The sequence below is a fragment of the Catellatospora sp. NPDC049111 genome, assembly GCF_040648615.1.
GTDB classification, from domain to species: Bacteria; Actinomycetota; Actinomycetes; order Mycobacteriales; family Micromonosporaceae; genus Catellatospora; species Catellatospora aurea.
The window spans coordinates 24,013-36,625 of record NZ_JBEZEB010000032.1 but is presented as its reverse complement, the minus strand read 5'-3'; the positions used below and the strand labels follow the sequence as shown (position 1 = coordinate 36,625).

The 12,613-nt window shown below is 70.1% G+C and carries 13 protein-coding genes; 8 read left to right on the top strand and 5 right to left on the bottom strand.

Features of this window, described 5'->3' with window-relative positions:
* Positions 1-17 precede the first annotated feature (17 nt).
* Positions 18-287, bottom strand: coding sequence for a hypothetical protein (locus AB0B66_RS31390; protein WP_360536773.1), 270 nt, complete (start codon positions 285-287; stop codon positions 18-20).
* 205 nt (positions 288-492) lie between these two features.
* Between AB0B66_RS31390 and AB0B66_RS31385 the strand changes: the two genes are divergently transcribed.
* The 5 genes from AB0B66_RS31385 to AB0B66_RS31365 all read left to right on the top strand — a co-directional run bounded on the left by AB0B66_RS31385 (position 493) and on the right by AB0B66_RS31365 (position 4,884).
* Positions 493-1,332, top strand: coding sequence for a nitrilase-related carbon-nitrogen hydrolase (locus AB0B66_RS31385; protein WP_360536771.1), 840 nt, complete (start codon positions 493-495; stop codon positions 1,330-1,332).
* A gap of 11 nt (positions 1,333-1,343) precedes the next feature.
* Positions 1,344-2,750, top strand: a complete 1,407-nt coding sequence (gene hydA / locus AB0B66_RS31380; RefSeq protein ID WP_360536769.1) for a dihydropyrimidinase — start codon at positions 1,344-1,346, stop codon at positions 2,748-2,750.
* Positions 2,751-2,853: 103 nt separating this feature from the next.
* Entirely contained in the window at positions 2,854-3,876 is a 1,023-nt protein-coding gene (locus AB0B66_RS31375) for a TIGR03842 family LLM class F420-dependent oxidoreductase (RefSeq protein WP_360536767.1), read from the top strand.
* A gap of 29 nt (positions 3,877-3,905) precedes the next feature.
* Positions 3,906-4,520 (top strand): DUF4304 domain-containing protein, encoded by a 615-nt coding sequence (locus tag AB0B66_RS31370; RefSeq protein ID WP_360536765.1) that lies wholly within the window; start codon positions 3,906-3,908, stop codon positions 4,518-4,520.
* 145 nt (positions 4,521-4,665) lie between these two features.
* On the top strand, positions 4,666-4,884 hold the full coding sequence (locus tag AB0B66_RS31365) for a winged helix-turn-helix domain-containing protein (protein ID WP_360536763.1): 219 nt from the start codon (positions 4,666-4,668) through the stop codon (positions 4,882-4,884).
* Here the strand turns inward: AB0B66_RS31365 and AB0B66_RS31360 are convergent.
* From AB0B66_RS31360 to AB0B66_RS31345, 4 genes are all read right to left on the bottom strand, one after another.
* A complete protein-coding gene (locus AB0B66_RS31360) occupies positions 4,881-5,639 on the bottom strand; it encodes a tRNA(His) guanylyltransferase Thg1 family protein (RefSeq protein ID WP_360536761.1) in 759 nt (252 codons plus the stop codon). The two genes, AB0B66_RS31365 and AB0B66_RS31360, sit on opposite strands and share 4 nt — an antisense overlap.
* Complete coding sequence (locus AB0B66_RS31355) at positions 5,636-6,103, bottom strand: ATP-binding protein (RefSeq protein WP_360536759.1); 468 nt, start codon at positions 6,101-6,103, stop codon at positions 5,636-5,638. Before AB0B66_RS31355 ends, AB0B66_RS31360 begins: the two co-directional genes overlap by 4 nt.
* A gap of 492 nt (positions 6,104-6,595) precedes the next feature.
* Positions 6,596-8,149: an MDR family MFS transporter gene (locus tag AB0B66_RS31350; RefSeq protein ID WP_360536757.1), complete on the bottom strand. Its 1,554-nt coding sequence runs from the start codon at positions 8,147-8,149 to the stop codon at positions 6,596-6,598.
* Positions 8,150-8,241: 92 nt separating this feature from the next.
* Entirely contained in the window at positions 8,242-9,396 is a 1,155-nt protein-coding gene (locus AB0B66_RS31345; protein WP_360536755.1) for an alkane 1-monooxygenase, read from the bottom strand.
* Positions 9,397-9,481: 85 nt separating this feature from the next.
* Between AB0B66_RS31345 and AB0B66_RS31340 the strand changes: the two genes are divergently transcribed.
* The 3 genes from AB0B66_RS31340 (at position 9,482) to AB0B66_RS31330 (ending at position 12,489) form a co-directional block, all read left to right on the top strand.
* Complete coding sequence (locus tag AB0B66_RS31340) at positions 9,482-10,090, top strand: TetR family transcriptional regulator (protein WP_360536753.1); 609 nt, start codon at positions 9,482-9,484, stop codon at positions 10,088-10,090.
* 133 nt (positions 10,091-10,223) lie between these two features.
* Positions 10,224-11,372 carry a serine hydrolase domain-containing protein gene (locus tag AB0B66_RS31335; protein WP_360536751.1) on the top strand — a complete coding sequence of 383 codons (1,149 nt, stop codon included), beginning with the start codon at positions 10,224-10,226 and terminating at the stop codon, positions 11,370-11,372.
* Positions 11,373-11,376: 4 nt separating this feature from the next.
* Positions 11,377-12,489, top strand: coding sequence for an NAD(P)-dependent oxidoreductase (locus AB0B66_RS31330; RefSeq protein WP_360536749.1), 1,113 nt, complete (start codon positions 11,377-11,379; stop codon positions 12,487-12,489).
* Positions 12,490-12,613 lie beyond the last annotated feature (124 nt).

Genomic DNA, 12,613 nt, shown 5'->3' with positions numbered 1-12,613 from the left:
CGCCCGTGCGGCCAGGGCTACACCTTTCCGGCCATGATGAGGTTGTAGTACTCGATGATCTTGTAACCGAGGAAGAACGCGATCGCGACGGCGAACAGCCAGGCCAGGACGGCGTACGTCCGGGGGAAGCGCCGCGACAGGCGGGGCCGGTCGCGCACCGCCCGCCATGCGCCGCCGAACCAGGGACTGCGGCTGAACCACTGGGTGACGCGCCAGTACAGGGTGGTGCGCACGGGTTCGGCGTCCTTGCGCATCCACTCCGGCAGTGATGAGCCTTCTCTGGTCATGGGCGGCCATTCTTCCGGACGGCGTCACTCTCCGCTGCCCCCTCTGCCCCCACCTGCGCTTTCGCACACCGCCGCAGCCCGGGGCCCGTCGGCCTTCGGGGCATTCGCCGAGAATATGATGGTTCATCCGGCACGTCGGGGCACACCGGCGCAGTTCGCCTGGTTACCTGGAGTACCGGCTCAACAGGCTCGCAGGAGGTGCCGCATGTCGCGCGTGATCCGTGCCGCGCTGGTCCAGACGACCTGGACGGGTAACAAGGAATCGATGATCAAGGCGCATGAGGAGTATGCGCGGCAGGCCGCCGCACAGGGCGCGAAGGTGATCTGTTTCCAGGAGCTGTTCTACGGGCCGTATTTCTGCCAGGTGCAGGACGCGCAGTACTACTCCTACGCCGAGTCGATTCCGGGTCCGACGACGGAGCGGTTCCAGGCCCTCGCCAGGGAGCTGGGCATGGTGATGGTGCTGCCGATGTACGAGCAGGAGCAGCCGGGCGTGCTGTACAACACGGCGGCGGTGGTCGACGCGGACGGGAGCTACCTGGGCAAGTACCGCAAGACCCACATCCCGCAGGTGAAGGGGTTCTGGGAGAAGTTCTACTTCCGGCCGGGCAACCTCGGCTATCCCGTGTTCGACACCGCGGTCGGCAAGGTCGGGGTGTACATCTGCTACGACCGGCACTTCCCGGAGGGCTGGCGGGCGCTGGGGCTCAACGGGGCGCAGATCGTGTTCAACCCGTCGGCGACCAGCCGTGGGCTGTCGTCGTACCTGTGGCAGCTGGAGCAGCCCGCGTCGGCGGTGGCCAACGAGTACTTCATCGGGGCGATCAACCGGGTCGGTATCGAGGATCTGGGCGACGACGACTTCTACGGCACCTCGTACTTCGTCGACCCCGAGGGCAAGTTCGTCGGCGACACGGGCGACGCGCACCAGCCGGAACTGCTGGTCCGGGACCTGAACCTGGACCTGCTGGACACGGTGCGCGACCGGTGGCAGTTCTACCGGGACCGCCGGCCCGACGCCTACGGCCCGCTGACCCAAGCCTGAGGAGGCGCGGCGTGTACCTGCTGATCAAGGGCGGCACGGTCGTGACCGCGACCGGCGCGCATCCCGCCGACGTGCTGGTCGAGGGCGAGAAGATCGCCGGGCTGTTCTCGCCCGACAGCACCCCGCCCGTCGAGGGCGCGCAGGTGGTGGACGCGAGCGGCAAGTACGTCATCCCCGGCGCGGTCGACGTGCACACCCACATGCAGCTGCCGTTCGGCGGGACGTCCGCCTCGGACACGTTCGAGACCGGCACCCGCGCGGCGGCCTTCGGCGGCACCACCACGATCGTCGACTTCGCCGTGCAGCGCACGGGCGAGCGGATCCCGGACGGCCTGGCCGCCTGGCACGCCAAGGCCGACGGCAACTGCCACATCGACTACGGCTTCCACATGATCATCGGTGGGGTCGACGACGAGTCGTTGAAAGCGATGGACTCCCTCGTCGACGCCGAGGGCATCAGCAGCTTCAAGCTGTTCATGGCATACCCCGGCGTGTTCTACAGCGACGACGGCCAGATCCTGCGCGCCATGCAGAAAGCCCGCGACAACGGCTCCATGATCATGATGCACGCCGAGAACGGCATCGCCATCGACGTCCTCATCGGCCAAGCGCTGTCCCGAGGCGAGACCGACCCCATCAACCACGGCCTCACCCGCCCGGCTGAGCTGGAAGCCGAAGCCACCCGCCGCGCCATCTCCCTGGCCCAGGTCGCCGGCGACACCCCCCTCTACATCGTGCACCTGTCCGCGTCCCAGGCCCTCGAAGCCGTCGCCGCAGCCCGCGACACCGGCCGCAACGTCTTCGCCGAGACCTGCCCCCAATACCTCTACCTCACCCTCGAAGACCAACTCGGCGCACCAGGCTTCGAAGGCGCCAAGTGGGTCTGCTCCACGCCCCTGCGCTCCAAGCACGAGCCCCACCAGCGCGACCTCTGGCGCGGCCTGCGTACCAACGACCTCGCCGTGGTCTCCACCGACCACTGCCCCTTCTGCTTCCGGGAGCAGAAGGAACTGGGTCTCGGTGACTTCTCGAAGATCCCCAACGGCATCGGCGGCGTCGAACACCGCGTCGACCTCCTCTACCAGGGCGTCGTCGACGGCAAACTCTCCCTGGCCCGCTGGGTCGAAACCCTGGCCACGACCCCGGCCCGCATGTTCGGCCTGTACCCCCGCAAGGGCGTCCTGGCCCCCGGCTCCGACGCCGACATCGTCGTCTACGACCCGAACGGCCGCACCCGCATCAGCGTCGACACCCACCACATGAACATGGACCACTCCGCCTACGAGGGCTACGAGATCGCCGGCAAGGTCGACACCGTCATCTCCCGCGGCACCATCCTCGTCGCGGACAACACCTTCCACGGCCACAAAGGCCACGGCCGCTACCTCCCCCGCGGCCTCTCCACCTACCTGCTCTGAAAGGAAGGGCACCTTCTTAACGCTCCGCGTTAAAGAAGGTGCCCTTCCTAACTCGTCACCCCCGTTCACCAGCCAGAACGTCAGCTCGAAAGGAAAGCGCACAGTGGACATCGGGGTCGTGTTCCAGCTGGACCCGCCCGCACGGCGGGTCGTGGAGCTGTCGCAGCGTGCCGAGGCCGCCGGGTTCAGCCACGTGTGGTCGTTCGACTCGCACCTGCTGTGGCAGGAGCCCTACGTCATCTACAGCGCCATCCTCGCCGCCACCGAGAAGGTCATCGTCGGCCCGATGGTCACCAACCCGGGCACCCGCGACGTCACCGTCACCGCCAGCACCTTCGCCACCCTCAACGAGATGTACGGCAACCGCACCGTCTGCGGCATCGGCCGCGGCGACTCCGCCCGGCGCACCCTCGGCCTGCCCCCAGTCGACATCGCGCACCTGCGCGAAGCCGTCGGCGTGATCCGCGCCCTGGCCAACGGGCGTGAGGCGACGCACCGCGGCATCGAGATGCGGCTGCCGTGGGTCAAGGAGTCGGCGCTGGAGGTGTGGGTCGCCGCGTACGGCCCCAAGGCGATCAAGGTGACCGGCGAGGTCGGCGACGGCTTCATCCTGCAGCTGGCCGACCTCGACATCACCGAATGGATGATCAAGCACGTACGCCGGGCCGCCGAGCAGGCCGGGCGCGACCCGTCCACGGTCAAGATCTGCGTCGCCGCGCCCGCGTACGTCGGCGACGACCTGGCCCACCAGCGCGACCAGGTGCGCTGGTTCGGCGGCATGGTCGGCAACCACATCGCCGACATCGTCGCCCGGTACGGCGACCACGGCGCGGTGCCGCACGCGCTCGCCGAGTACATCAAGGGCCGGCAGGGCTACGACTACGCCGAGCACGGCCGCGCCGACAACGCGCACACCGCGTTCGTCACCGACGACATCGTGGACCGGTTCTGCGTGCTCGGCCCCGCGCAGGCCCACATCGACAAGCTCACCCGGCTCAAGGAGCTGGGCGTGGACCAGTTCGCCGTCTACCTCCAGCACGACGACATGGACCACACCCTGGCCGCGTACGGCGAATCCGTCATCCCGGCGATCAAGGCCCTCGATCGAGTCGTGCCGACAGTGTGAGCGTCAGACCTGGCCCTTAGCGTGGCGTGGTGCAACGACCAGTCCGCCAGGCATACCTCAACATGATCAAGTCTCAGCTGGTTCCGCTGTTGCGTGCGCACGGGTTCACCCGCTCGTCGGGCACGTTCCGCAGGTTCGACGCCGAGGGCGACGCGACGCTGCTGGACGTGCAGGGGTCGACCGGCAGCGGGCAGCACGCCTCGCTCTTCTACGTCAACGTCGGCGTCTCCACGAGCCGCTGGCTGCTGTTCCGCGAGGCCAAGTACGCCGACCCCCGCATACGCACCCATGCCACCGCCGCCACCGCCCAGTGGTGGGCCCGCCTGCGGGTCCCGCGACAGCTCGCAGGCGAACCGGACATCGGATCAGATGACCGATGGTCCATCAGCGCCGTCGAAGACGCCGAAGCCTGTGGCACCAAACTGTGCGAGGTGCTGTCCCGCGACTTCCTGCCCGGGGCGAAAGCCTGGCTGGACCATTACCGGGCGCTGGAGCTCGCCGTGCTGTCCGGCACCGGCGAAGACATCACGCGGCTGATCTCCAACCGACCCGCGACCTCGCCCCAGGGCCTCGACATGCTCAGACGTATCGAGGACGACGAGCACTTCTACGCCCTGTGGCTACGCCACGGCATCCTGCCCTGAAACCGGATCACCGCCACTCGGCCCCCACCGCACCAAGCGTTCGGCCGTCGCGATTCGCCTGCACTTTCGGGGAATCTGCACTTATTAGCGCAGGCTTTGCTGCATCTTCCCTGAATCTGCAGGGTGCCAACCCGGGAGTGTCGCCATGCCGTTGCCCATGAGCTATCTGAAGATCGCGGTAGAACTCGCTGCTCGCATCAAATCCGGCGAGTACCAGCCGGGCCAGCAACTGCCCTCCTACAACGAACTGGCGACGCTGTACTCAGTCCACTTCTCCACCATCACGCGCGCCATCGGCGTGCTGCGGCTGCAGGGTGTGGTCATCGGAGTGCCGGGCCGGGGTGTCTTCGTGCCCGAGGACTAGGAGGCGTCGGCCACCTGGTGGATCAGGGCACGGTACGCGTCCTTCATGGGCAGCTCGCGCTCCACGTGGACCCGGCGGCGGGTGGCGGTGACGTCGACGCCGCGGACGGGGTCGTGCCCGGCCCGCTCGAACGCCTCCCACCACAGCCCGATCCCCCGGCGCTGCCAGGCGGGCAGTTCGTTGAAGTTGATCCCGTGCTGGTACAGCAGCTCGTTCTTGCCCGAGGTCGTCGCGCCGTCGAGGGTGCGCGTGGCCTGCGAGCGGCTCTGCCCGGCCTTGCGCAGCGTCCAGTAGCACCAGCCGTTGAGCGCGCACCGGGCCGCGTCGGACTGCCGCCACGAGAAGTAGTCGACCACGTCGGCGACGGAGACGCCGAGCCAGACCCGCGAGTCGAAGTGCGCCGGCACGCCCGCGGTATGCGTGAACGTCGCGCTCGCGATACCCGCCGAGATCGAGACGAGCTTCTCCACGCCGCGCCCGAACAGGTCGAAGCCGGGTGGCAGCAGCACGGAGATCTCGTCGCTCTCGGTGTACGCGTACCGCGCCCCCAGCTCGGTCAGCAGCGCCGTCGCCGTGGTCACCATGTGCTCGCCGAAGCGCTCGTCGAACGGCTTGTCGAAGTGCCGCTCGGTGAACCGCGAGAAACCCCGGCCGTCCAGCCGCAGCACCGTCCACGCGCCGGGCAGCAGGGTCAGCCCGTGGAAGTACTCCCGCGCCCGCTGCGCGGCCTCGAACTCGTCCGCGTCCACGGTCACCGCTCCTCTTCCAGCACCTCGACGCGGAACCCGCCCGCCCCGTCGAAACTCACCGCATACAGCCGGTCGAACCCGTCCGCCAGGCTCGGCCGCCGCAGCTCGCGGAGCACGGCGCGCAGCCCGGCATCCGGCACCCGCGTGCGGTCATCGCGGGCGGCGTTGCGGGCCGCCGACCCGGCCGGATCGGGCGGGAACCAGTAGCCGACGACGCCCGCGCCGTACTCCCGAGCCGCGTCGATCAGCGGTTGCCACTGCTCCGGGGACGGATTCGTGTTGTCGACGACGACGCTGCGCCCGGCGGCCAGCGCCTCGCCGACCAGCCGCATTTGACGTCGCTGCCGGTAACGGGCGTTGCGGAAGTCGTCCTTGCTCACCACCGCACGCCCGTCGGCGAGCACCGTCCGGCAGAACGTGCTCTTGCCCGCGGCCTGCAACCCGATCAGCACCGCCACCTCGACCGCCATCTCAGCGCTCCGCGCCCGATTCGAGCACGGACCGCCCGCGACGGCATCCAGCCGCGTAAGCCCAGGCAGGGGTGGAGTTCACCCGCGAGAGTGTGCCCGATCCCCCACCCACCCCACCACCCGGTATCACCCGTGCCCGGCCAACCCTCGCTGATTCGTGCAGTTTCGGGGAAACTGCACGAATCAGCGTCGGCATTGACGCACTTTCCTTGAAACTGCAGCGCGAACGAAGGCCGGTCAGGGGTACGCGTCGGCGGCGTTGCGGTTGCGGGGGCGGCGGGCGGATCGGGTCTGTCGCGTTCGGCGTCGGGGCGTACGCCCGACAGGTCCTCGGCTCGGAACGCACGCGGCAGGGGCCGCACGGGGTGGTGGTGGCGCCGGACGTCGCCGCCTGCGGCACCTTGCCAGGACGGCCGAGGACAGCACGGCGAGCACCCCGGCCAGCAGCGCACCGCAGGGCATGACCATCGCCTCCTCGGCCGTCGGCGGACGTCAGGCCTCGACCAGCTCAGGCTCGGGAGCGGGTGCGGGCAGGTCGACGCTGGACCGCAGGGTGATCTTCGGCAGGGCCAGCGCGGCGAGCACGCCGACCACCCCGATCGCCGCCGACACCAGGAAGATGTGGCCGGTGGCGTCGCCGTACGCCTCGCGGACGACGGCTTGGGCCGCGGGCGGCAGGGCCTGGAGGTTGAGCGAGCCGCCACCCGCCCCGGCCGGTAGTCCCGCGGCCGCGAGGTGGGACAGGATGGTCGACTTGACCCGCTCGGCGAGGATCGCGCCGAGCACGGACACGCCGATGGTGCCGCCGAGGGAGCGGAAGAAGGTGACCGCTCCGGTCGCCGCGCCCAGGTCCTTCAGCGCGGCGGTGTTCTGCACCGCGAGCACCAGGTTCTGCATGGTCATGCCGACGCCGGCCCCGGCCAGCAGCATGCCCGCGCCGACGAACGTCAGCGGCGTGTCGTGGTCGATGAACGACAGCCCGAAAAAGCCCACGACCAGCACGATCGCACCGGTGACGATGTACGGCTTGACCTTGCCGGAGGTGGTGACCATGCGGCCGGTGACCGTCGAGGAGATCAGCACGCCGAGCATCATCGGCATGGTGAGCAGGCCCGCCTCGGTGGGCGTGTAGCCGCGGCCGACCTGGAAGTACTGGCCGAGGAAGACCGCGCCGCCGAACATCGCCATGCCCACGGCGAGGCTGGCCAGGATGGCGAGGGCGGGCACCCGCCGCCGGATCACGTCCAGCGGCACGACGGGCCGCTCGGCACGGCGTTCGACCAGCACGGCGACGGCCAGGACCAGCAGCGCCGACAGCACCATCGCGGCGGTCTGCCAGGACAGCCACGCGAACGAGTCGCCGACGAACGACACCCAGATCAGCAGCGTGCTCACGCCGACGGCGATGAGCCCGGCGCCGAGGTAGTCCACCTTGCCCTTCGAGCGGGCGCCCTCCGGCAGGTGCAGGGTGAACTGCAGCAGGAGGAAGGCGAGCACGGCGATCGGCACGCCGATGAAGAAGCACCAGCGCCAGCCCAGCCACGAGGTGTCCACGATCAGGCCGCCGAGCAGCGGCCCGGCGAGTGTCGCCACGGCCATGACACCGCCGAGGTAGCCGTTGTAGCGGCCGCGCTCGCGTGGCGGGATCATCGCCGCGATCACGATCTGGACCAGGGCCTGCAGGCCGCCGACACCGATGCCCTGGAACGCGCGCGCGGCGATGATCTGACCGGTGTCCTGGGCGAAGCCGCTGAGCAGCGAGCCCGCCACGAAGATGCCGATGGCGATCTGGACCAGGAGCTTCTTGCTGAACATGTCGGCCAGCCGGCCCCAGACGGGGGTGGTGGCCGTGGCGGCGAGCAGGGTCGAGGTGACGACCCAGGTGTACTGCGTCTGGGTGCCGTTCAGCTCGCCGACGATCCGCGGCAGTGCGGTCGACACGACGGTTGAGCTGATCATGGCGACGAACAGCACGAGCAGCAGCCCGCTCAGGGACTCCAGGATCTCGCGGTGGCTCATGCGTTCCGGTGGTGACACGGTGCTCATGCGAGGGAGCCTCGCACGATTTTGCGCAGTGCGCAAAATTACACTACGTGCAACTATGCCATGACGACACGAACTCCTTCGACGTCTCGCGGTCACCCCGCCGGCGGCGCGACCAGCGGATACCGGGCGCGCAGCCGGGCCAGCGCCGGCGGGTGCACGTTCGCGGCGCTCAGATCCTGGTCGTAGTGGGCGAGCACGCGCCGATCCATGATGTGCCGCCACAGCGGCGGCAGCAGCGCCGCCACGATCATCGTGGCGTACCCGGCGGGCAGCTGCGGTGAGCTGTCGAAGGTGCGCAGCACCTGGTAGCGGCGCAGCGGGTTGGCGTGGTGGTCGCTGTGCCGCTGCAACTGGAACAGGAAGACGTTGGTGACGATGCGGTCGCTGTTCCAGCTGTGCCGCGGATCGACCTTGTCGTAGCGGCCGGTGGCGAGCTGCTGCCGGGCCAGTCCGTAGTGCTCCAGGTAGTTCACGACCTCCAGCAGCGCGAACCCGACCACCGCCTGCGCGGCCAGCAGCGGCAGCACGACCGGCCCGAACCAGGCGGTCAGCGCGGCGAACAGCGCCACCGTCATGACCCACGCGTTGAGCACGTCGTTGCGCCAGGTCCACGGGGAACGCCCGCGCAGCCGGAAGCGCGCGGTCTCCAGCCGCCAGGCCGAGCGCAGGCTGCCCAGCACTGCACGCGGCAGGAAGGCCCAGAAGCCCTCCCCCAGCCGGGCGCTGGCCGGGTCCTCCGGCGTGGCCACCCGCACGTGGTGGCCCCGGTTGTGCTCGACGTAGAAGTGCCCGTAACCGGTCGGCGCCAGCGCGATCTTCGACAGCCACCGCTCCAGGCGCTCGCGCTTGTGCCCCAGTTCGTGCGCGGTGTTGATGGCGATGCCGTTGACGATCCCGATGCTGAGCACCAGCCCGACCGCGGCGGACGGGCTCAGCCCGCCGCGCGCCCACACGACGCAGCAGGCGGCCAGCGCCGCGTACTGCAGGGGCAGGTAGAGGTAGGTGAGCACGCGGTAGTAGCGCGAGCGCTGCAGCGCGGCCGTGGCCTCCTCGGGCGGGTTCGCGCGATCGTCGCCGACGAGCAGGTCGACCAGCGGGATCAGTCCGAACACGACGGCGGGGGTGAGCCACCAGCCCCAGGCGTGGCCGCCGCTCGCCAGGGCCAGGCCCTGGAAGGGCAGTGTCGGCACGAGCAGGGCCGCCGGCCACAGCAGGCGGCGGGGGTCGCGCCAGGTCGCTTCGCTCATGGTCGCCTCCGCGATGAGGGGTGTACGCCGAGAGTCCCATGCTCATCGACTGTCGACAATCACGAGTATTTTGTAAAGTCATGGGATGATGCTCCCGATCGTGCGGCCCGACCGTGCCGCCACCCGGGCGGCGATCGTCGCCGCCGCCCGCGAGCTGACCATCACCCGGGGCTGGGCCGAGGTGCGCATGGCGGGCGTCGCCGAGCGGGCCGGGGTGAGCAGGCAGACCGTCTACAACGAGTACGGCGGCCGGGCCGGGCTCGCCGACGCGCTGGCCGACGCCGAGATCGAGCAGTTCATCGCCGGTGTGCGCGCGATCCTGTTCGCACACGGGTCGCACGTGCGGGCCGGGGTCGCCGCGGCGGTGCGCTTCGCTTTGGACGAGGCCGCGGAGAACCCGCTGGTCCGCGTCATCCTGACCAGCTCCCGCGGCGGCGCGGACCCGCTGCTGCCGTACCTGACGACACGGTCCGACGTGGTCCTGGCGGCCGCGGCGGTGCCGCTGCTGGAGTGGGCCGCGGCGTTCGCGCCCGGCGTCGAGCCCGAGGAGCTGGCGTTCGCCGCCGAGACCGTGATCCGCCTCGTGGTGAGCCACATCGTGCTGCCGCTGCGCCCGGCCGCGCACACCGCGGACGCGCTCGCCGGGCTCGTCGTGCTGCTGCTCGACACGACGCGGCGCGGTGCCGAGCGCTGACCAGCACACCCCGGCGGCCGAGCCGGGTACACGCCTTGGCGTTTTGTCCATGTTAGGGATACGTCGCCGGTAAACTGAGCCCGACAGCTGTGCCCCGGACGGGCTACGCCCCGAACAGGACGGGGGAACGGGTGTGAAGACCTGGCACATGGTGGCGGCGTTGGCCGTCGCGGCCGTGCTGACCCTGACCATCGGGCTGTTTCCGGCCCGCGCGGCGGCCCCGGACGGGTGCCCGCAGGCCGCCTTCGGCTTCTCCGGCGACGAACGCGACCGAATGCACGCCGCCGTCACCAAGACCCTCGCCGACGCGAAGGCGCCCGGCATCACCGCCGGGGTGTTCGTGCCCGGCCGCGGCACCTGGATCTGCGTGGTCGGCGTGTCCGATCAGGAGACCGGATGGGTGATGAACGCCGCCGACCGGTTCCGGATCGGCAGCATCACCAAGACGTTCACCGGCACCGCCGTGCTGCGCCTGGTCGACCAGGGACTGATCGGCCTGGACGAGCCGCTGAGCCGGTACGTCGACTGGCCCGACGGCAACGCGATCACGATCCGCCAGCTGCTGAACATGACCTCGGGCGTGTACGACTACACCGACGACCCCGAGTTCGAGAAGCGCTATCAGGCTGATCCCGCCGGCTCCTTCGGCCCGCGCGACGCCCTCGACATCGCCCGCAACCACGAGCCGTACTTCCCACCGGGGCAGGGCTTCCACTACTCCAACACCAACTACATCCTGCTGGAGACCGTCGTCGAGCGGGTCACCGGTCGGGCGGTCGGCGACCTGATCACCGACGAGATCATCGACAAGCTCGGGCTGGACTCGACGAGCTACCCGGCCACGTCCGCCCTGGAACCGCCGTACGCGCGCGGCTACGACGAGACGCCCGACCCGGGCGACGGCGCGGCGACGCGCGACGTCACCGAGTCCAACCCCGGCTACGCGGGGGCCGCCGGTGCGATGGTGTCCAACCTGCACGACCTGCGGATCTGGGCCGCCGAACTGGCCAACGGCGCGCTGATCAGCGAACGCCTGCAGCGCGAGCGGCTGCAGACGGTGCCGTTGGCCCAGGGCGCGCAGGTGTCGTACGGGCTGGGCATCGCCGACTGGGGTGGCTGGCTGGGCCACAACGGCACGATCATCGGCTACAACACCGCGATGTTCTACCTGCCCGACACCGGGGCGGTCATCGTGGTCGAGGTGAACCGGTCGTCCCTGGACACCGACCACGCGACCCCGCTGTTCGGCGAACTCGCGAAGATCCTCTACCCGGATCGGTGACCCGGTGTCCCAGGCGCCCACCGCGTGGCAGGCCATCGCGCTCGACGAGCGCATCGCCTGGGCGCGCCGCAACATGACACTGACCGCGCGCGTCGCGGCGCAGCTGCCGCCGATGCACGGCGTACGGCTGGCCTGCACCGCGCACCTGGATCTGAAGATGCTGCTGGCGATCGAGGCGTTCGCCCGCGCGGGAGCGCAGGTGGCGGTCGTGCCGGCCAACCCGCACACCACGCAGTGGGACGTCGTCGGCTGGCTGCACGCCGAGGGCGTGGAGACGGCGTTCACCCGCTTCGCGGACGAGACGCGGGCGGCCGTGGCGTGCGTGGAGTGGGCTCCGACGCACGCGCTGGAGATGGGCGCGGTGGTGATGACGGCGGCCGCCCGGGCCGGCTATCCCGGGCTGCGGGCCGGTGTCGAGGTCACCCGCACCGGCATCGACCGGCTGTTCCGGGTCGAGGTGCGCCATCCGGTGTTCGACCTGGACGCGGTGCCGCTCAAGACGGTCCTGCACAACCGGTTCGCCGTCGGCACCAGCACCTGGGCCACCCTGGCCGCCCGCACCAACCTCACGCTGCACGCCAAGTCGGTGCTGGTGGTCGGCTACGGCGAGGTCGGCGCAGGCCTGGCCCGCTCCGCCCGCGCGTACGGCGCCCAGATCCTCGTCGCCGAACCCGACCCCTCCCGGCGCGCCGTGGCCTCCTACGAGGGCTACCGCGTCGGCACGGCCGAAGAGCTGATCGCCGACGCGGACGTCGTCGTCACCGCGACCGGCCGCCCCGACTCGATCCCCGCCTCACTCCTAGTTCAGGCCAAAGACGGCTGCATCCTGCTCAACGCGGGCCACACCGACAACGAGATCGACGTCACCGCCCTGGGCCCCGGCCGCCCGGTCATCCCCCACCTCACCGCCCACCGCTACGGCGACCGCGAACTCTTCCTCTTCGCCGCCGGCCGCATCGCCAACCTCGTCGCCGGCGACGGCGACAGCCTCAACGTCTTCGACACCACCGCCGCACTGATGATCGCCTCCCTCGGCTGGACCACCACCGACGGCTCCACCTACCCACCCGGCCTGCACCCCCTCCCCACCACCGCCTGGCGCCCCGCCACCCCCTGACCACCTCCTAGCCGCGACGATCTTGCGTGACTCTGGGTATGACACGCCTGAAAGCCGCATAAAGGCAACAGTTCGCGCGAGATCGTCTTGATCATGGCGGAGTGATCTCAGAGCGTGGTCATGG